Origin of the sequence: Cellulomonas fimi, assembly GCF_028527925.1 — a bacterium.
Taxonomy (GTDB): domain Bacteria; phylum Actinomycetota; class Actinomycetes; order Actinomycetales; family Cellulomonadaceae; genus Cellulomonas; species Cellulomonas fimi_C.
In genome coordinates, this window is sequence record NZ_JAPESW010000025.1 from 1 (window position 1) to 17,864 (window position 17,864).

Annotated in this window: 16 protein-coding genes; 13 read left to right on the forward strand and 3 right to left on the reverse strand. The window is 74.3% G+C overall.

Going from position 1 to position 17,864, the window contains the following annotated elements:
- Positions 1 to 589: HAD family hydrolase (locus OMK64_RS12635; RefSeq protein WP_272728731.1), on the forward strand; the 589-nt coding region annotated here is incomplete at its 5' end.
- Positions 590 to 668: 79 nt separating this feature from the next.
- Here OMK64_RS12635 and OMK64_RS12640 read toward each other — a convergent pair.
- Complete coding sequence (locus OMK64_RS12640) at positions 669 to 1,562, reverse strand: RecB family exonuclease (protein ID WP_374694096.1); 894 nt, start codon at positions 1,560 to 1,562, stop codon at positions 669 to 671.
- A 176-nt stretch (positions 1,563 to 1,738) separates the two neighbouring features.
- On the opposite strand from OMK64_RS12640, the gene OMK64_RS12645 reads away from it, so the two are divergent.
- Positions 1,739 to 2,872 (forward strand): site-2 protease family protein, encoded by a 1,134-nt coding sequence (locus OMK64_RS12645; protein ID WP_272728733.1) that lies wholly within the window; start codon positions 1,739 to 1,741, stop codon positions 2,870 to 2,872.
- Here the strand turns inward: OMK64_RS12645 and OMK64_RS12650 are convergent.
- A complete protein-coding gene (locus OMK64_RS12650) occupies positions 2,869 to 3,417 on the reverse strand; it encodes an SMI1/KNR4 family protein (RefSeq protein ID WP_272728734.1) in 549 nt (182 codons plus the stop codon). The two genes, OMK64_RS12645 and OMK64_RS12650, sit on opposite strands and share 4 nt — an antisense overlap.
- Before the next feature lie 84 nt (positions 3,418 to 3,501).
- Here OMK64_RS12650 and OMK64_RS12655 point away from each other — a divergent pair, with 84 nt between their 5' ends.
- The 9 genes from OMK64_RS12655 to hisF all read left to right on the forward strand — a co-directional run bounded on the left by OMK64_RS12655 (position 3,502) and on the right by hisF (position 13,280).
- Positions 3,502 to 4,545, forward strand: coding sequence for a tRNA (adenine-N1)-methyltransferase (locus tag OMK64_RS12655; protein ID WP_272728735.1), 1,044 nt, complete (start codon positions 3,502 to 3,504; stop codon positions 4,543 to 4,545).
- 167 nt (positions 4,546 to 4,712) lie between these two features.
- Positions 4,713 to 6,350, forward strand: coding sequence for a proteasome ATPase (gene arc, locus OMK64_RS12660; RefSeq protein ID WP_272728736.1), 1,638 nt, complete (start codon positions 4,713 to 4,715; stop codon positions 6,348 to 6,350).
- A gap of 110 nt (positions 6,351 to 6,460) precedes the next feature.
- The gene (gene dop / locus OMK64_RS12665; RefSeq protein ID WP_272728737.1) at positions 6,461 to 8,083 is read left to right on the forward strand and encodes a depupylase/deamidase Dop; all 1,623 of its coding nucleotides are present in this window, start codon (positions 6,461 to 6,463) and stop codon (positions 8,081 to 8,083) included.
- Between the two features lie 179 nt (positions 8,084 to 8,262).
- Positions 8,263 to 8,460, forward strand: coding sequence for a ubiquitin-like protein Pup (locus OMK64_RS12670; RefSeq protein WP_013770948.1), 198 nt, complete (start codon positions 8,263 to 8,265; stop codon positions 8,458 to 8,460).
- A 6-nt stretch (positions 8,461 to 8,466) separates the two neighbouring features.
- The gene (gene prcB / locus OMK64_RS12675; RefSeq protein WP_272728738.1) at positions 8,467 to 9,318 is read left to right on the forward strand and encodes a proteasome subunit beta; all 852 of its coding nucleotides are present in this window, start codon (positions 8,467 to 8,469) and stop codon (positions 9,316 to 9,318) included.
- On the forward strand, positions 9,315 to 10,052 hold the full coding sequence (gene prcA, locus OMK64_RS12680; protein WP_272728739.1) for a proteasome subunit alpha: 738 nt from the start codon (positions 9,315 to 9,317) through the stop codon (positions 10,050 to 10,052). Before prcB ends, prcA begins: the two co-directional genes overlap by 4 nt.
- A gap of 31 nt (positions 10,053 to 10,083) precedes the next feature.
- Complete coding sequence (gene pafA / locus OMK64_RS12685) at positions 10,084 to 11,445, forward strand: Pup--protein ligase (protein WP_272728740.1); 1,362 nt, start codon at positions 10,084 to 10,086, stop codon at positions 11,443 to 11,445.
- Between the two features lie 189 nt (positions 11,446 to 11,634).
- Positions 11,635 to 12,510, forward strand: a complete 876-nt coding sequence (locus OMK64_RS12690; protein WP_272728741.1) for an FKBP-type peptidyl-prolyl cis-trans isomerase — start codon at positions 11,635 to 11,637, stop codon at positions 12,508 to 12,510.
- A complete protein-coding gene (gene hisF / locus OMK64_RS12695) occupies positions 12,510 to 13,280 on the forward strand; it encodes an imidazole glycerol phosphate synthase subunit HisF (protein ID WP_272728742.1) in 771 nt (256 codons plus the stop codon). Before OMK64_RS12690 ends, hisF begins: the two co-directional genes overlap by 1 nt.
- A gap of 36 nt (positions 13,281 to 13,316) precedes the next feature.
- Here hisF and OMK64_RS12700 read toward each other — a convergent pair whose 3' ends face one another.
- A complete protein-coding gene (locus tag OMK64_RS12700; RefSeq protein WP_272728743.1) occupies positions 13,317 to 13,961 on the reverse strand; it encodes a TIGR03085 family metal-binding protein in 645 nt (214 codons plus the stop codon).
- A gap of 209 nt (positions 13,962 to 14,170) precedes the next feature.
- On the opposite strand from OMK64_RS12700, the gene OMK64_RS12705 reads away from it, so the two are divergent.
- Both OMK64_RS12705 and OMK64_RS12710 read left to right on the forward strand, forming a co-directional pair.
- A complete protein-coding gene (locus OMK64_RS12705; protein ID WP_272728744.1) occupies positions 14,171 to 16,033 on the forward strand; it encodes an ABC transporter ATP-binding protein in 1,863 nt (620 codons plus the stop codon).
- Positions 16,030 to 17,853 carry an ABC transporter ATP-binding protein gene (locus OMK64_RS12710; RefSeq protein WP_272728745.1) on the forward strand — a complete coding sequence of 608 codons (1,824 nt, stop codon included), beginning with the start codon at positions 16,030 to 16,032 and terminating at the stop codon, positions 17,851 to 17,853. The genes OMK64_RS12705 and OMK64_RS12710 overlap by 4 nt, the downstream gene beginning before the upstream one ends.
- Positions 17,854 to 17,864 lie beyond the last annotated feature (11 nt).

The window sequence follows — 17,864 nt, forward strand, 5'->3', positions numbered from 1 at the left end:
GCTCGTCGAGGCGCACGGCGGCGTGTGGACGCACGAGGACGGCGCCGCGATGGTCGGCAACCCCATGTCGGTCGCCGTCGTCGCGCTGCAGGCGCGGGGGGTCGACCTGTCCGCGGAGGAGATCGCGGACTTCCTCAACGGCCGCGTCCGTGCGGGTGTCGCGGCGGAGGTGCCGTGGCAGCCGGGCGCGCTGGAGATCCTGGAGGCGCTGCACGACGCGGGCGTGCCGATGGCCCTCGTGACGTCGTCGTTCCGGGTGCTCGCGGAGCCGTTCGCCGAGACGGTCGGGCTGTTCGACGTGGTCGTCTCGGCGGACGACGTCGAGCGCTTCAAGCCCGACCCCGAGCCCTACCAGCTGGCCGCGCGGCTCCTGGGCGTGCCGGTCGAGCGGTGCGTCGCGGTCGAGGACTCGCACTCGGGCGTCGCGTCGGCCGTGGCGTCGGGCGCGCGCGTGATCGGCGTCGAGGTGATGCAGGAGCTCGCCGACCGGCCGGGACTGAGCCGGGTCGCGTCGCTCGCGGACCTCACGCTCGACGACCTCGCGCGGATCGCGGACGGCGACGTGCTCGACCTGCGCCCCGCCGGCTGACGCACGGGCGCGACGGCCGGGAGCGGCAGCCCGGGGCACGACCGCGTGCGGCGGCCCGGGCCGGCCGTCGTCGTCGCGCTCAGGCCACGGGCGCAGGTGCGGGCGGCGTGACGCCGATCGACCGCTCGATCGCGCCCTCCGGCACGGGCGGGACGGTGCCGCCGAACGCCGGGCAGTGCGCCTTGAACGAGCACCAGTCGCACAGGCGCGACGTGCGCGGACGCCAGTCGCCGCTGCGGGCCGCGTCCTCGATGCCGCCCCAGATCGACCGGACGCGCGCCTCGAGCGTGTGCATCTCGGGCTCGGTCGGCTCGTGCTTGAGGACCGTGCCGTCGCCCAGGTACTCGAGCTGCAGCAGCTTGGGCAGCACGCCGCGCGAGCGCCAGATCACGTACGCGTAGAACCGCATCTGGAACAGCGCGCCGCCCTCGAAGCCGGGCTTGGGCGACTTGCCCGTCTTGTAGTCCACGACGCGCACCCAGCCGTTGGGCGCGACGTCCACGCGGTCGACGATCCCGCGCAGCTGCGGGCCGTCCTCGAGCTCGATGCTCACCATGAGCTCGCGCTCGCGCGGCTGCAGACGCGTGGGGTCCTCGAGCGAGAAGTAGGTCGCGAGCAGGCCGTCGACCGAGGCGAGCCACGCGTCGAGCGCCGCGTCGTCCGCGAACAGCGTCGCGACGTCGGGAGCGTCCTCGCGCAGCTGCGCCCACCGACCGGGGACGAGACCGCGCGCCGCGTCGATCGTGCGCTCGGCTGCGGGCAGGTCGAACAGGTGCTCGAGCACCGCGTGCACGAGCGTCCCGCGCGCGGCGGCCGCGCTCGGCGGCTCCGGCAGGCGGTCGATCACCCGGAACCGGAACAGCAGCGGGCACTGCAGGAAGTCGTTGGCCCGCGACGGCGACAGACCCGGCCGGGACGGTGGACGGACCGGCGCCGACTGCTCGACCGACTGCTCGACCGCCTGGTCGACCAGCTCCTCGACGACCTCGTCCCGGTCGACCGCCACCACGTCCTGCGCACTCACGTCACCGAGCCTAGGCCGCACCTCCGACGCTCCCGGCTCACCGCGCCGCCCGCCCGCTACGGCGAGGCACCGGACGGCACCGGGACGTGCAGGGGACGCCCAGGGCGGCCGCATAGGCTGACCCGGTGAGCGACCCCCGACCTGCCGCGCCGCGCACCTCCGGCTGGGTGATCGGCCGCGTCGCGGGCGCGCCGATCATCCTCGCGCCCAGCTGGCTGATCGCCGCGGTCGTCCTCACGTTCCTGTTCGCGCCGACTGTGCGGTCCTGGTCGCCGGACCTCGGTGGGCGCGTGTACGTCGTCGCGGGGGTGTTCGTCGTCCTGCTGTTCGCGTCCGTGCTCGTGCACGAGCTCGCGCACGGCCTCGTCGCCCGGGCCCGCGGCCAGCAGCCCCGCGAGTTCGTCCTCACGCTGTGGGGCGGGCACACGACGTTCGGCGTCGCCGCCCCGACCCCGGGCACCAACGCGCTCGTCGCGCTCGCGGGCCCGGTCGCCAACCTGGTCCTCGCGGGCGCGTTCCTCGCCGCCGCGAACGCCGTCGGGACGCGTCAGCTGCTCGGCCTGCTGCTGTTCGCCGGCGCGTTCTCCAACGGGTTCGTCGGCCTCTTCAACCTCCTGCCGGGGCTCCCGCTCGACGGCGGAGCGATCCTGCAGTCGGCGGTGTGGGCGGTCACCGGCCGCCGGCACACCGGCACGATGGTCGCCGCGTGGTGCGGCCGCGTCGTCGCGGTCGGCGTCTTCGCGTGGGCGTTCGTGTTCCCGTTCGTGCAGGGCCGCCAGCCCGACCTGACCGACGCGGTCTGGGGTGCGCTCATCGGGGCGTTCCTCTGGACGGGTGCGTCGGGCGCGATGCGCGGCGCGCGCACGCAGCACGCGGTCGAGCAGCTCTCGGTCGCCTCGGTCGGACGTCCCGCGGCGGTGGTCGGGCACGCCGACTCCGTCGCGCGCGCCTCGGCGGCGGCCGCGGCCGTCGGCGCGAGCGAGGTGGTCGTGGTCGCGCCCGACGGGCGCCCGGCGGCGTACGTGGACCGCGAGGCGGCACGCGCCGTGCCGGCGGACGTCGCGGGCACCACGCCCGTGGCCTCGGTCTCCGTCGCGCTGCCCGTGGGGTCCGTCGTCGACGGCACGCTCGTGGGTCAGGACCTGCTCGACGCGCTCGGCCGGGCGGCCCGGCACAGCGCCGTCGTCGTCGCGGTGGTCGACGGACGCGTCGTGAGCCTGGTGCGTGTGCCGGACGTCGTCGCGGCGCTCCGCAGCTAGTCGCCCAGCACGTCCTGGACGTCGACGAGGCCGCGGATGAACGTCGCGAAGTCGGGTGCGACGGGGAGGATCCGGTAGTCGGCCTCCTGGTCGACGTGCACCACCGCGGGCTCGCCCCACGGGCCACAGGCGCGGTAGTCGAGCATGAGGAGGTCGTGCCCCGCGGAAGGGGTGTCAGCGATGACGACTCCCAGGTCGGGATAGCCCCACTCCTCGCACCAGAACCGGGTGGAGAACGTCCCGAGCAGGGAGTGGGGAGCGGTGCGACCGATGGCGTAGAGGGCGTCGACCTCGACGAGGTCGTCCGCCCGACCCAGGCGCTCGTCGACGAGGTAGCCGTTCCGCGCGAGCGCGCCGCCGTTGTGCACCTGTGCCAGCTCGACCCAGGCGTCCGGCAGGCGCACACCGAGCTCCGCCTCGACCTCGCGGACGAGAGCCTCACTCGGTACGGGCTCGGTGTAGTTCTCGCGGAAGTACTCGCTGTCGGTCCAGAGAGCGCCGAGGTCGAGGCCCTGCCAGTGCCCTCGCGTCCGTGGTGCATGCATCCGCGCATGCTCCCACGGCGGTTGGGAGACACGTCCTCGGCGCGGCGACGGCGGTGACCCGGCGCCCTCGTAGACTCGTCGCCCGTGACCGACCAGACGCCCACCGGGGCCGCGCAGCGCCGCGGCCCGTTCCGCGCGGGCGACCGCGTCCAGCTGACCGACCCGCGCGGCCGGCTGCACACCATCACGCTCGCCCCCGGTGGCACGTTCCACACGCACCGCGGCTACTTCACGCACGACGAGCTCATCGGCGCGCCCGAGGGCACGGTCGTGCGCAACACGTCGGGCATCGAGTACCTCGCGCTGCGGCCGCTGCTCGCGGACCACGTGCTGTCGATGCCGCGCGGCGCGGCCGTCGTGTACCCGAAGGACGCGGGCCAGATCGTCACGATGGGTGACATCTACCCGGGCGCGCGCGTCATCGAGGCGGGAGTGGGCTCGGGCGCCCTCACGATGTCGCTGCTGCGCGCCGTGGGCGACGGCGGCGAGCTCCACTCGATCGAGCGGCGCGAGGACTTCGCCGACATCGCCCGCGCGAACGTCGAGGGCTTCTTCGGCGGCCCGCACCCGGCGTGGCGTCTGTCGATCGGCGACCTCGCGGACGTCCTGCCGCGCGTCGCCGAGCCGGGTTCGGTCGACCGTGTCGTGCTCGACATGCTCGCGCCGTGGGAGAACCTCGACGCAACCGCGGTCGCGCTGGCGCCCGGGGGCTTGCTCATCGCGTACGTCGCGACGACGACGCAGCTGTCCCGCCTCGCGGAGGACGTGCGCGAGGACGGCCGGTACACCGAGCCGCAGGCGTGGGAGTCGATGGTGCGCGGCTGGCACCTCGAGGGGCTCGCGGTGCGCCCGCAGCACCGCATGATCGGCCACACCGGCTTCCTGCTGACGACGCGGCGGCTCGCGGACGGCGTCGAGGCGCCGCAGCGCAAGCGCCGCCCCGCCAAGGGGTCCTACCCGGTCGCCGAGGACGGTGCGCCGCTGGAGGACCCGACCCTGTGGTCGCCCGAGGCGATGGGGGAGCGCGCGGTCTCCGACAAGAAGCTGCGCCGGGCGCGCCGCGACGCGCAGGGCCTGGCCGACGCGGCCCGCGAGGCCGACACCGCGGCCGACGACGACCTCGCCTGACCGTCCGGCGGTCCGTCGTCCCGCACCGCGAGACACCGGGAACAGGCGCGGTGCGGCGAGCGTCTCTGGTTGACAGCGATGGTTAGTGTCGTCGGACCAGCAGGCACAGCGACGTGCACGGTGGTGAGCGTGACGACCATGCACGACGCGGAACGGAGGCCGAGACGATGACCGACCCGAACGCCCCTGGCAGGGACCTGTCCCGTGAGCTCGCGATCCTGGCGGCCAAGAACGAGCGGCTCAGCGAGGCGCTCGTCGCCGCGCGCGAGCAGATCGTCGAGCTCAAGCGGCAGGTGGACGACCTCGCGAAGCCCCCGGGCACGTACGCCACGTTCCTCGCGGCGCGCGACGACGGCACGGTCGACATCGTGTCGTCGGGCCGCAAGATGCACGTCGGCGCGAGCCCCTCGATCGACGTCCACCGCCTGCGCCCCGGCCAGGAGGTCATGCTCAACGAGGCGCTCACGGTCGTCGAGGCCGGCGGCTACGAGAAGGTCGGCGAGATCGTCACGGTCAAGGAGATGCTCGGCGAGGGCCGCGCGCTCGTGGTCGGGCGCGGTGACGAGGAGCGCGTCGTCCGCTTCGCCGGTCAGGTCATCGACCAGGCGAAGGTGCGGGTCGGCGACGCGCTGACGATCGACTCGCGCAGCGGGTTCGTGTTCGAGGTCATCCCGCGCGCCGAGGTCGAGGAGCTGGTCCTCGAAGAGGTGCCGGACATCCAGTACGAGGACATCGGCGGCCTGGGCCCGCAGATCGAGGCGATCCGCGACGCGGTCGAGCTGCCGTTCCTGCACCCCGAGCTGTTCCGCGAGCACGGCCTCAAGCCACCGAAGGGCGTCCTGCTGTACGGCCCGCCCGGGTGCGGCAAGACGCTGATCGCGAAGGCCGTCGCGCACTCGCTCGCGGCCACCGCGGCGGCGGCGCGGGGCGAGGAGGGTGCCGAGACACGGTCGTTCTTCCTCAACGTCAAGGGCCCCGAGCTGCTCAACAAGTACGTCGGCGAGACCGAGCGGCACATCCGCCTGATCTTCGCCCGCGCGCGCGAGAAGGCGTCGCAGGGGCACCCGGTCGTCGTGTTCTTCGACGAGATGGAGTCGCTGTTCCGCACGCGCGGCACGGGCGTGTCGAGCGACGTCGAGACGACGATCGTCCCGCAGCTGCTGTCCGAGATCGACGGCGTCGAGCGGCTTGAGAACGTCATCGTCATCGGCGCCTCGAACCGCGAGGACATGATCGACCCCGCGATCCTGCGCCCCGGGCGCCTCGACGTGAAGATCAAGATCGAGCGGCCCGACGCCGAGGGCGCGCGCGAGATCTTCGGCAAGTACCTCACGGCCGACCTGCCGATCCACGAGGACGACCTGCGCGAGCACGGCGACGACCCGTCGGCGGCGGTCGAGGCGATGATCACGCGCGTCGTCGAGCGCATGTACACCGAGAGCGAGGAGAACCGCTTCCTCGAGGTGACGTACGCGAGCGGCGACAAGGAGGTCCTCTACTTCAAGGACTTCAACTCGGGCGCGATGATCCAGAACGTCGTCGACCGCGCGAAGAAGTCGGCGATCAAGGACCTGCTCGCGACCGGTCAGCGCGGCATCCGCGTCGACCACCTGCTCACGGCGTGCGTCGACGAGTTCCGCGAGAACGAGGACCTGCCGAACACGACGAACCCCGACGACTGGGCGCGCATCTCCGGCAAGAAGGGGGAGCGCATCGTGTTCATCCGCACGATCGTCCAGGGCAAGAAGGGCACGGACACGTCGCGCACGATCGAGACCGTCACGAGCACCGGTCAGTACCTCTGACGACGGACCGTCCCTTCGACGCCGACCGCGCGCCGGGCCCGCCGCGACGGCGGTGCCCGGCGCGCGGACGTCGGCACTGACGTGCCGCGACGGACGCCTAGGGTGGAGCCGTGACCGTGCGCCGCGTGATGGGGATCGAGACCGAGTACGGCATCCTCCAGCCGGGTCGCCCCCTCGCGAACCCCATGCTGCTGTCGAGCCACGTCGTCGCGGTGCACGCGGCGGCACGTGAGGGCGGGCGTGCCCGCGCCCGCTGGGACTACGACGACGAGGACCCGCTGCACGACGCCCGCGGGTTCCACCTGCAGCGCGCGTCGGCGCACCCGTCGCTGCTCACCGACGACCCGAACCGCGCCGCGCCCGCGGGCCCGGCCGACACGGGTGACGGCCCGCAGGAGCTCCCGCGCGGCACGACCGAGGAGTACGAGGACCCGGGCGCCGCGAACGTCATCCTCACCAACGGCGCGCGCCTGTACGTCGACCACGCGCACCCCGAGTACTCCTCGCCCGAGGTCACCTCGCCGCTCGACGCCGTGCGCTGGGACCGCGCGGGCGAGCTCGTGATGCTCGCGTCGGTCCGCGCGCTCGCGTCGACCCCCGCGCTGCCCGACGTCGCGCTGTACAAGAACAACGTCGACGGCAAGGGCGCGACCTACGGCACGCACGAGAACTACCTCGTCGACCGCGCGGTGCCGTTCACCGACCTCGCGAGCCGCCTCATCCCGTTCCTCGTCACGCGGCAGGTGTTCACGGGCGCCGGCCGCGTCGGGATCGGCCAGCGGGGTGAGACGCCGGGCTTCCAGATCTCGCAGCGCGCCGACTACATGGAGGCCGAGATCGGCCTCGAGACGACGCTGCGCCGGCCCATCGTCAACACCCGCGACGAGCCGCACGCGGACCCCGACCGGTGGCGCCGCCTGCACGTCATCATCGGAGACGCGACGATGCTCGAGGTCGCGACCTACCTGCGGCTCGGCACGACGTCGCTCGTCCTGTGGCTGATCGAGCGGGCGGTCGCCGAGGGCGGCGCGGGCGGCGCGCTCGCGGCGGTCGACCGGCTCGCGCTGCGTGACCCGGTGCACGCGGTCCACCTCGTGAGCCACGACCTCACGCTCACCACGCGGCTCGAGCTCGCCGACGGGCGCCACCTGACCGCGATCGACGTGCAGCGCGAGTACCTCGCGGCCGTCCGGACCGCGCTCGCCCACGTCGGCGACCCGCTCGACGTGCAGACGACCGACGTGCTGGACCGGTGGCAGTCCGTCCTCGACGGCCTCGCGACCGACCCCGCGAGCTGCGCCCGCACGGTCGAGTGGCTCGCCAAGCTGCGCCTGCTCGAGGGGATGCGGCGCCGCGACCACCTCGCGTGGGACCACCCGCGCCTCGCGGCGGTCGACCTGCAGTGGTCGGACGTGCGTCCCGAGCGCGGCCTGTACCACCGGCTCGTCGCCGCGGGCGCCGTCGAGCTGCTCGTGACGCCCGAGCAGGTCGAGGACGCCGTGTGGCACCCGCCGCACGACACCCGCGCCTACTTCCGCGGCGAGGCCGTCGCCCGGTACGGCGCCGAGATCTCCGCGGCGAGCTGGGACTCGGTCGTGTTCGACGTGCCCGGGGCCGCGACGCTCCAGCGCGTGCCCATGCGCGACCCCCTGCGCGGCACGCGTGCGCACGTCGGCGACCTGCTGGACCGCTGCGCCGACGCCGGCGCGCTCCTCGCCGAGCTGGGCGCCTGAGCCCTCGGGCCGCCACGCGTCCGACGCGAGCACCGTGCCGGGAGCCGACCGGCGTGGTGCGCGTGCGCCCGCGGCGACCCGCCCTGGGTGTCCGCCTCGCGAGCGCCCGCCCCGGATGCGTCGGAGGATGGGCCTAGGGTGGGAGTGAGCAGGTCAGCGCGACGCCTACGGAGGTCACCATGGCTGGTCAGGAACAGGTGCGGCCCCGCCGCGACGACGAGGACCCGGTCGACGGCGCCGACGCGCCGGTGCCGGCCGCGCCGTCCGCGCAGTCGCGCGACGCCGAGGTGGACGCGCTGCTCGACGAGATCGACGACGTCCTGGAGTCCAACGCGGAGCAGTTCGTCCGCGGGTTCGTCCAGAAGGGCGGTCAGTGAGCGTCGATGGCCCCACTGACACCGCAGCCCGACCGCGCCGCCTCGGGGCGGCTCCCGCACACCTTCACCACGCCCGGCTCGTCGTCGTTCGTCGACTTCCTCGCCGGGCACGCCCCCGAGCTGCTGCCCGGTAACCGGCCGCTGCCCACGTCCGAGGTCCAGGCCCCGCACGGCACGACGATCGTCGCGCTCGCGGTCGACGGCGGCGTGGTCATGGCGGGGGACCGGCGGGCGACCATGGGCTCGATGATCGCGAGCCGCGAGATCGAGAAGGTCTTCCCCGCCGACGAGTACTCCGCGGTCGGCATCGCCGGCACGGCGGGGCTCGCCACCGAGCTCGTGCGGCTGTTCCAGCTCGAGCTCGAGCACTACGAGAAGATCGAGGGCAGCCTGCTGTCGCTCGACGGCAAGGCGAACCGACTGTCGACGATGATCCGCGGCAACCTCGGGCTCGCGATGCAGGGCCTCGCGGTCGTCCCGCTGTTCGCGGGCTTCGACCTGGACCGCCGGGTCGGCCGGATCTTCTCCTACGACGTGACGGGCGGCCGGTACGAGGAGCACGACCACCACGCGGTCGGCTCGGGCTCCGTGTTCGCGCGCGGCTCCCTCAAGAAGCTGTGGCGGCCCGGGCTGGACCCGGCGGGCGGCGTGCGCGTCGCGGTCGAAGCACTCGTGGACGCGGCGGACGACGACTCCGCGACGGGTGGTCCCGACTCGACGCGCCGGATCTGGCCCGTCGTGGCGACCGTGACGGAGGCGGGCTACCTGCGCGTGCCGGACGCCGAGCTCGGCGAGCTCGTGGCCCTGGTCGAGGACGAGCGGCGTGCGACGCACGCGGACCGCGGAGGTGCGCGATGAGCATGCCGTTCTACGTCTCGCCCGAGCAGCTCATGAAGGACCGGGCGGACTACGCGCGCAAGGGCATCGCCCGTGGCCGCTCCGTCGTCGTCCTGCAGTACGACGACGGGATCGCGTTCGCGACCGAGAACGCGTCGCGCGCGCTGCACAAGATCTCGGAGATCTACGACCGCATCGCGTTCGCCGCGGTCGGCAAGTACAACGAGTTCGAGAACCTGCGGGTCGCGGGCGTGCGCTACGCCGACCTGCGCGGCTACTCCTACGACCGCGAGGACGTGACGGCGCGCGGCCTGGCCAACGCGTACGCGCAGACGCTCGGGACGGTGTTCACGACCGAGTCGAAGCCGCTCGAGGTCGAGCTCGTCGTCGCGGAGGTCGGTCGTGAGCCGGCCGGGGACCAGGTGTACCGGCTCTCGTACGACGGGTCGGTCGCCGACGAGCACGGGTACGTCGTCATGGGTGGACAGGCGGACCGCCTCGGCGGGCTGCTCGCATCGGGCTGGCGGCCCGGGATGTCGCTGCGCGAGGTGCTGCGGCTGGCCGTGGACGTGCTGGGCGCGCCCGAGGACGGCGGCGAGGCGCGCAGCATCCCCGCGCAGCAGCTCGAGGTCGCGGTGCTCGACCGCACGCGGCCCCGTCGGACGTTCCGCCGGCTCACGGGTGCGCTGCTCGAGGACCTGCTGACGCCCGTGGACGCGGGCGCCCCGCCGGCGGCCGCACCGCACGACGACTGACGAGCACGGGCCGCGGAGGAGGCAGGCAGCGATGGATCGACGGATCTTCGGGCTCGAGACCGAGTACGGCGTCACGTGCGCCGCGCAGGACGGTCGCGGGCTGTCCGCGGACGAGGTGGCGCGCTACCTGTTCCGCAAGGTCGTGGCGTGGGGACGCTCGTCGAACGTCTTCCTGCGCAACGGGTCGCGGCTCTACCTCGACGTCGGCTCGCACCCCGAGTACGCGACGGCCGAGTGCGACGACGTGCGCCAGCTCGTCGCGCACGACCGCGCGGGGGAGCGGATCCTCGAGGGCCTCGTCGCGGACGCGCAGCAGCGGCTCGAGCACGAAGGGCTGCCGGGCCGCATCCACCTGTTCAAGAACAACACCGACTCGGCGGGCAACTCCTACGGCTGCCACGAGAACTACCTCGTGCGCCGGCAGGGCGACTTCGCGCGGCTGTCCGACGTGCTCGTGCCGTTCCTCATCACGCGGCAGATCCTCACGGGCGCGGGCAAGGTGCTGAGCACGCCCCGGGGTGCGCTGTTCTGCCTGTCGCAGCGGGCCGACCACATCTGGGAGGCGGTCTCGAGCGCGACGACCCGGTCGCGGCCGATCATCAACACGCGCGACGAGCCGCACGCCGACGCGGAGCACTTCCGTCGCCTGCACGTCATCGTGGGCGACTCCTCGATGTCCGAGACGACGACGATGCTCAAGGTCGGGGCGACCGACCTCATCCTGCGCATGGTCGAGGCCGGCATCCCGATGCGCGACATGACGCTCGAGAACCCCATCCGCGCGATCCGCGAGATCAGCCACGACATCACCGGCAAGCACCCGGTCGCTCTCGCGAACGGCCGGACCGTCACGGCGCTCGACCTGCAGGAGGAGTACCTCGCGCGGGTCGTCGACTTCGTGTCGACGGAGGGCGGGCCGACGCCCGAGACCAAGCAGGTGCTCGACCTGTGGGAGCGGGGGCTGCGCGCGCTGCGCACCGGCGACCTGTCGCTCGTCGAGCGCGAGCTCGACTGGGTCATCAAGCACCAGCTCATCGAGCGGTACCGCGCGAAGCACGGCCTCGAGCTGTCCGACGTGCGCGTGCAGCGGCTGGACCTCGCGTACCACGACATCTCCCGCACCGAGGGCCTGTACAACCTGCTCGCCGCCAAGGGGATGGTCGAGCGCGTGACGAGCGACCTCGAGATCTTCGAGGCGACCGCGGTGCCCCCGCAGACCACGCGCGCCAAGCTGCGCGGCGACTTCGTGCGTGCCGCTCAGGAGGCCCGCCGCGACTACACGGTCGACTGGGTGCACCTCAAGCTGAACGACCAGGCGCAGCGCACGGTCCTGTGCAAGGACCCGTTCCGCAGCGTCGACGAGCGCGTAGACCGCCTGATCGAGTCGATGTAGCCCGAGCGGACGTCGCGCTCAGGCGGGCGCCGTACAGTGTCCGTGCTCGTCGCGGGGCCGGCCCGTGCGCGCGCGTGCGTCGTCCGCGGTCGCGCGCAGCCTCGTCCGGCACCGACCCGGTACGGTGGCGCCTCGCGGGCGTGACCGGACGCCGGAGGCGGGGGGCGCCGACCACCAGGAAGGACCGACGTGCGACGACTGCGGGAGACGGCCGCCGCCGCGCTCGTGGCGCTGGCGCTGCTCGCGGGCTGCACCACGCCGCAGGCCGCGGACCCCGAGATCACGGTCACGGGGGAGCCGGGCGAGGCGCCCACGCTCACGTACCTCACGCCGCTCGAGGTGACGTCGACGTACCGCGAGGAGATCTGGCCGGGGACCGGCGCGGACCTCGTCGAGGGCGGGCCGGTGCTCATCGACTTCTGGCTCGAGAACGGCTCCGACGCGTCCCTCGTCGACGAGAGCTACTCCTCGACGCCCACCCCGCGCCTGCTCACGGAGGAGGACCTCGGCACCGACCTGTACGAGACGCTGCGCGGCCAGAAGGTCGGCGCACGCCTCCTCCAGGTGAGCCCGCCGCCGGGGTCCGGCGCGGTCGACTACCCGACCGTCACGGTGCTCGACGTGCTGCCGACGCGCGCGGACGGCGAGCCCCTGACGCCCCGGCCCGACCTGCCGCCGGTCACGCTCGACGCGTCGGGCGCGCCGTCGATCACCCCGACCGGGACCGAACCTCCCGACCAGCTCGTCGTCCAGCCGCTGCTGCGCGGCGCCGGCGCGCAGGTCGCGGCGAGCGACGTCATCACCGTGCAGTACACGGGCTTCGCCTGGACCACGGGGGAGGCCTTCGACTCGACGTGGACGCACGGCCTGCCGGTGTCGTTCAGCCTGCAGGACGTGCAGGCGTGGGCCGAGGGTCTCGTGGACCAGCCGGTCGGCAGCCAGGTCATGCTCGTCGTCCCCCCGACGTACGCGCTCGGTGTCACGGAGAGCCAGGAGCTCGCCGGGCAGACCGTCGTGTTCGTCGTCGACATCCTCGCGACCGGCTCACCCGACGGAGGCTCCTGATGACCGTGGCGCTGCGCGTCATCCCCTGTCTCGACGTCGACGCGGGTCGCGTCGTCAAGGGCGTGAACTTCGAGAACCTGCGCGACGCCGGTGACCCGGTGGAGCTCGCGCGCCGCTACGACGCCGAGGGCGCCGACGAGGTGACGTTCCTCGACGTGTCCGCGTCGTCGGGGGGTCGTGACACGACGATCGAGGTCGTCCGCCGCACCGCCGAGGAGGTCTTCGTCCCGCTCACCGTCGGCGGGGGCGTGCGGTCGACCGACGACGTCGACCGGCTGCTGCGCGCGGGCGCCGACAAGGTCGGCGTGAACACCGCCGCGATCGCGCGCCCCGAGCTCATCTCGGAGATCGCGCACCGCTTCGGCTCCCAGGTGCTCACGATCTCGATCGACGCGCGCCGCGTCACGGGCGACGTCCGGACCGAGTCCGGCTACGAGGTCACGACGCACGGCGGCAAGCGCGGCACGGGCCTCGACGCGGTCGCGTGGGCGGCGCGCGCCGCGGAGCTCGGTGCGGGCGAGGTGCTGCTCAACTCGATGGACGCCGACGGCACCGAGGCCGGGTTCGACCTCGAGATGATCGGGGACGTGCGCCGGGAGGTGCGGATCCCGCTCGTCGCGAGCGGCGGCGCCGGGACCGTGCAGCACTTCGTCGACGCCGCGAAGGCCGGTGCCGACGCGGTGCTCGCGGCGAGCGTCTTCCACTTCGGCCAGCTCACGGTGCGCGACGTCAAGGACGCGCTGCGCGCGGCGGGCGTCGTCGTCCGCTGACGCCCCGCGCCTGGTCCGCGCTCGGGAACCGGCGGCTCAGACCGGCAGGCGGTCGGTGAGGATCTCGACGTCCTGCGGGTCGCCCTGCACCGTCACGTCGGCGGCCGCGCCGCGCCCGAAGGCGAACAGCACGAGCTCGCCCACCGCGCCCCGCACGACGACCGTCCCGTAGCCGTCCTTCGGGCGCCGCACCTGCCGGCGCGGCCCGTCGTCGCGCACCAGCACGACGCCGACGGGGAGCCGGTGCAGCCGCGCACCGCCCGCGCCGCCCAGGTGCTTCCACAGCACCTCGACGAGCGCGGGGTCGAGGTCCCGGGCCGGCGTCGGTCCGGCACCGCGCCGGACGTCCTCGGTGTGCACGAAGAACTCGACGACGTTCGCGAGCTCGCCCGCCCACGACATCGGGTGCCAGCGCGGCGGCGGCGCCGCGACGCGGGTGACGAGGTCCCGGTACGCGCCCTCGGTCGACGCGTCGTCCGCGAGCCGCTCGATCGCGGCCTCCGCCCGGGCGGCGAGGGCGGGCACCGCGATCCCGGCACCGACGACGGGGGAGTGCTCGCGCAGCACGACGTGCGCGGCGAGGTGACGGGCCTGCCAGCCCTCGCACAGCGTGGGCGCGTCGGGCGGGACGGCTCGCAGAGCCTCGGCCAGCTGCGCGCGCTCCACCTCGTGCCACGTCATCCCCGCATCGTCGCACGTGGGAGCGCTGGTCCGCGCCGCGGCCACGGCCCCGGCGAGGGACGGCGCGGCCACCCGCGCGGGAGGGCCGGTCACGGCCGGACCCTGCGTGCCGGGCGGGCCACGCGTCGGGACCGCGTGAGAGGATGACGGTTTCCCGCCCCCTTCGGAAAGGCCTGCGCGTGCGCTCGCGAGCTCCTTCGTCGCGACCGATGACGCTGACCGGCTCGGCACCCCGCCGGGCCGCGACGATCGTGGTCCGCGGCATCGCGGCGCACCCGTGGACGTACGTGGTCGCGATCGGCACCTCGGCGGTCTTCGGCGTCTCCGTCGTGGCGGTGAGCCGTGTGCTCGGCTGGGCGACCGACGAGGTCGTCGTGCCCGCGCTCGCCGGCTCCGCGCAGGCCCGCGACCGGATCTGGCTGGCCGGCCTGGCGCTGCTGGCCGTCGCCGTGACGCTCGCCGTCTCCGTCGCGGGGCGACGCATCTTCGCCGGCATGGGCTTCGCCCGGATCCAGGCGGACCACCGCACGCGGGTCACCCGGCAGTACCTGCGCCTGCCGATGTCGTGGCACAAGCAGCACCCGACCGGCCAGCTGCTGTCGAACGCGAGCGCCGACGTCGAGGCGGCGACCGGGGTCTTCAACCCGCTGCCGTTCGCGCTCGGGGTCGTCGTCATGCTCGCGGTGGCGGCCGTGGGGCTGCTGCGCACCGACGTCTGGCTCGCGGTCGCCGCGCTCGTCGTCGTGCCCCTCGCGCTCGTCGCCAACCTGGTGTTCCAGCGTCGGATGGCGCCCGCGGTCGGTCGCGCGCAGGAGCTGCGCGCGGCGGTCGCCGACGTCGCGCACGAGAGCTTCGAGGGTGCGCTGCTCGTGAAGGCGCTGGGCACCGAGGAGCGCGAGGCCGCGCGGTTCGCGGCGCGCGCCCGTGAGCTGCGCGACGCGAACGTCCGGGTCGGCGTCGTGCGCGCGTTCTTCGACCCCGTGATCGACGTGCTGCCGAGCCTCGGCACGCTGCTCGTGCTCGTCGTCGGCGCGGTGCAGGTCGCCGCCGGCCGGATCGGCACCGGCGACGTGGTCGCGGCGGCGTACCTGCTCACGCTGCTGGCGGTGCCGGTGCGGGCGTTCGGCTGGGTGCTCGGCGAGCTGCCGCGCGCGCTCGTCGGCTACGACCGGATCGCGCGCGTGGTCGACGCGCGTGGCGCGCTGCCCGCCGGGACGACGCGGTGGGCCCCGCCGCCCGGCGGCGCACGCGTCGAGCTCCGCGGGGTCGGCCTCGCGGTCCCTGGCGCCCGTGGTCCGGTCGAGCTGCTGCACGACGTCGACCTCGACGTCGCACCCGGTCGCGTCGTCGCCGTCGTCGGGCCGACGGGCTCGGGCAAGTCGACGCTCGTGTCGCTCGTCGCCCGCCTGAGCGACCCGACGACCGGCAGCGTCCGCGTCGACGGCACGGACCTGCGCGACGTCGTCCCCGCCGACCTGTCGCGGCACGTCGCGTTCGTGTCGCAGTCCACGTTCGTCTTCGAGGACACGGTCCGCGGCAACGTCACGCTCGCCGACGCCGACGACCCGCAGGCGCCGTCCGACGACGCGGTCTGGGACGCGCTGCGCGCCGCGCACGTCGACGACGTCGTCGGCGCGCTGCCCGGCGGCCTCGACGCGCCGCTCGGCGAGCGCGGTGCGAACCTGTCGGGCGGCCAGCGCCAGCGCCTCGCCCTGGCGCGCGCGCTCGTCCGCGAGCCGCGCGTCCTCGTGCTCGACGACGCGACGTCCGCGGTCGACCCGCGGGTCGAGCAGGCGATCCTGCGCGGCCTGCGCGGCGACCGCGCGGGCTCGCCGACGGTGCTGCTCGTCGCGTACCGGATGTCGTCGGTGCTGCTGGCCGACGAGGTCGTGCACGTCGAGTCCGGCCGCGTGGTCGACCGCGGCACGCACGCCGAGCTGCTCGCGCGCGACGAGGGCTACCGCGCGCTCGCGACGGCGTACGAGGAGGAGTCCGCGCGCCGGGCCGCCGAGGGCGTGGAGGAGCTCGACGACGCCCCGGAGCCGGTCCCGGCGGGGGAGGAGGCGCGATGAGCGCGGCGGCCTCGGGCGCGCCCGACCACCGGATGGCGTCCGCGAGCACGCTGGGCATCCTCGCGACGCTCCGCCGCGGCCTCGAGGTGTCGCCGCAGATGCTGCGCGGGTGGCGCGTCACGCTCCTGCTCGCGGTCCTCGCCGCGCTCGGCAAGGTGCTCGTGCCGCTCGTGGTCCAGCAGACCGTCGACACGGGCATCCTCGCGCCCGGCGGGCCGGACGTCCCGCGGGTGCTCGCGCTGACCGGCGGTGCGGCCGTCGGGCTCCTCGCCGCCGCCGCGTGCTCGGCGTACGTCAACGTGCGCCTCTTCCGGTCGAGCGAGGACGGGCTGCTCGCGCTGCGCACCCGTGCGTTCCGGCACGTGCACGACCTGTCCGTCCTCACGCAGCACACCGAGCGGCGCGGCTCGCTCGTCAGCCGCGTCACGTCCGACGTCGACACGATCTCGCTGTTCGTGCAGTGGGGCGGGATCATGCTGCTCGTCTCGGTGCTGCAGATCGCCGCCGCCTCGGTCCTCATGGCGCTGTACTCGTGGCAGCTCACGCTCGTCGTGTGGCTCGGCTTCATCCCGCTGCTGCTCGTGCTGCCGCCGCTCCAGCGTCGGGTCAACGCGCGGTACTCCGCGGTCCGCGAGCGGTACGGCGCGATGCTCGGCACGGTGTCGGAGTCGGTCGTCGGCGCCGAGACGATCCGCGCGTACGGTGCCGCGCACCGCACGCAGCGCCGCCTCGACGCCGCGATCACCGCGACGCGCAGCGCGATGGTGCGCGCGCAGAACCTCGTGTCGGTCGTCTTCTCGAGCGGTGTGCTCGTGTCGAACGTGGTGCTCGCCCTCGTCGTCGTCATCGGCACGTTCCTGGGGGTGCGCGGCGACGTGTCGGTCGGGCGCCTGCTCGCGTTCCTGTTCCTGGTCCAGCTGTTCACCGGGCCCGTGCAGATGGCCACCGAGATCCTCAACGAGCTGCAGAACGCGGTCGCCGGCTGGCGGCGCGTGCTCGGTGTGCTCGAGACCCCCGTAGCGGTGCAGGACCCGGGGACCGCCGGCGTGCCCAGCCCGCGCGGTCCGGCGACGGTCGAGCTGCGCGACGTCGCGTTCGCCTACCCCGAGGGCCGCCGCGTCCTGCACGACGTCGACCTCGAGGTGCCCGCGGGCGCCTCCGTGGCCGTCGTCGGGGCGACCGGCTCCGGCAAGACGACCATCGCGCGGCTCGTCGCGCGCCTCGTCGACCCCGAGCGCGGCCGCGTCCTGCTCGACGGCACCGACCTGCGTGACATCCCCGCGACGGACCTGCGCGCACGCGTCGTGCTCGTCCCGCAGGAGGGCTTCCTGTTCGAGGGCACGGTCGCCGAGAACGTCGCCTACGGGCTGCGGACGCCCGACGGCACCACCCCCGACCCCGCCGACGCACGTGTGCGCGACGCCGTCGAGGCGCTCGGCCTCGGCCCCTGGGTCGACGAGCTCGCCGCAGGGCTGGACACCGACGTGGGCCAGCGCGGCGAGTCGCTGTCCGCGGGCGAGCGCCAGCTCGTCGCGCTCGCGCGCGCCTACCTCGCCGACCCCGACGTGCTGCTGCTCGACGAGGCGACGAGCGCCGTCGACCCGGCCACCGAGGTCCGCCTCGTGCGCGCGCTCGAGGAGCTGAGCACCGGCCGCACGACGCTGACCATCGCGCACCGGCTGTCGACCGCCGAGGCCGCCGACCTCGTCGTCGTCGTCGACGCCGGGCGCGTCGTCGAGACCGGGCGGCACGACGACCTCGTCGCGAGCGGCGGCACCTACGCGGCGATGCACGCGGCCTGGGTCGCGCAGACCCGCTGACGGCCGCTGCC

Excerpts from the sequence above, each read along its gene's own strand:
- hisF (WP_272728742.1), top strand. The coding sequence starts at position 12,510 with ATGACCGTGGCGCTGCGCGTCATCCCCTGTCTCGACGTCGACGCGGGT.
- arc (WP_272728736.1), top strand. The coding sequence starts at position 4,713 with ATGACCGACCCGAACGCCCCTGGCAGGGACCTGTCCCGTGAGCTCGCG.
- OMK64_RS12705 (WP_272728744.1), top strand. The coding sequence starts at position 14,171 with ATGACGCTGACCGGCTCGGCACCCCGCCGGGCCGCGACGATCGTGGTC.
- prcA (WP_272728739.1), top strand. The coding sequence starts at position 9,315 with ATGAGCATGCCGTTCTACGTCTCGCCCGAGCAGCTCATGAAGGACCGG.
- OMK64_RS12650 (WP_272728734.1), bottom strand. The coding sequence starts at position 3,417 with ATGCATGCACCACGGACGCGAGGGCACTGGCAGGGCCTCGACCTCGGC.
- OMK64_RS12700 (WP_272728743.1), bottom strand. The coding sequence starts at position 13,961 with ATGACGTGGCACGAGGTGGAGCGCGCGCAGCTGGCCGAGGCTCTGCGA.
- OMK64_RS12670 (WP_013770948.1), top strand. The coding sequence starts at position 8,263 with ATGGCTGGTCAGGAACAGGTGCGGCCCCGCCGCGACGACGAGGACCCG.
- prcB (WP_272728738.1), top strand. The coding sequence starts at position 8,467 with ATGGCCCCACTGACACCGCAGCCCGACCGCGCCGCCTCGGGGCGGCTC.
- pafA (WP_272728740.1), top strand. The coding sequence starts at position 10,084 with ATGGATCGACGGATCTTCGGGCTCGAGACCGAGTACGGCGTCACGTGC.
- OMK64_RS12710 (WP_272728745.1), top strand. The coding sequence starts at position 16,030 with ATGAGCGCGGCGGCCTCGGGCGCGCCCGACCACCGGATGGCGTCCGCG.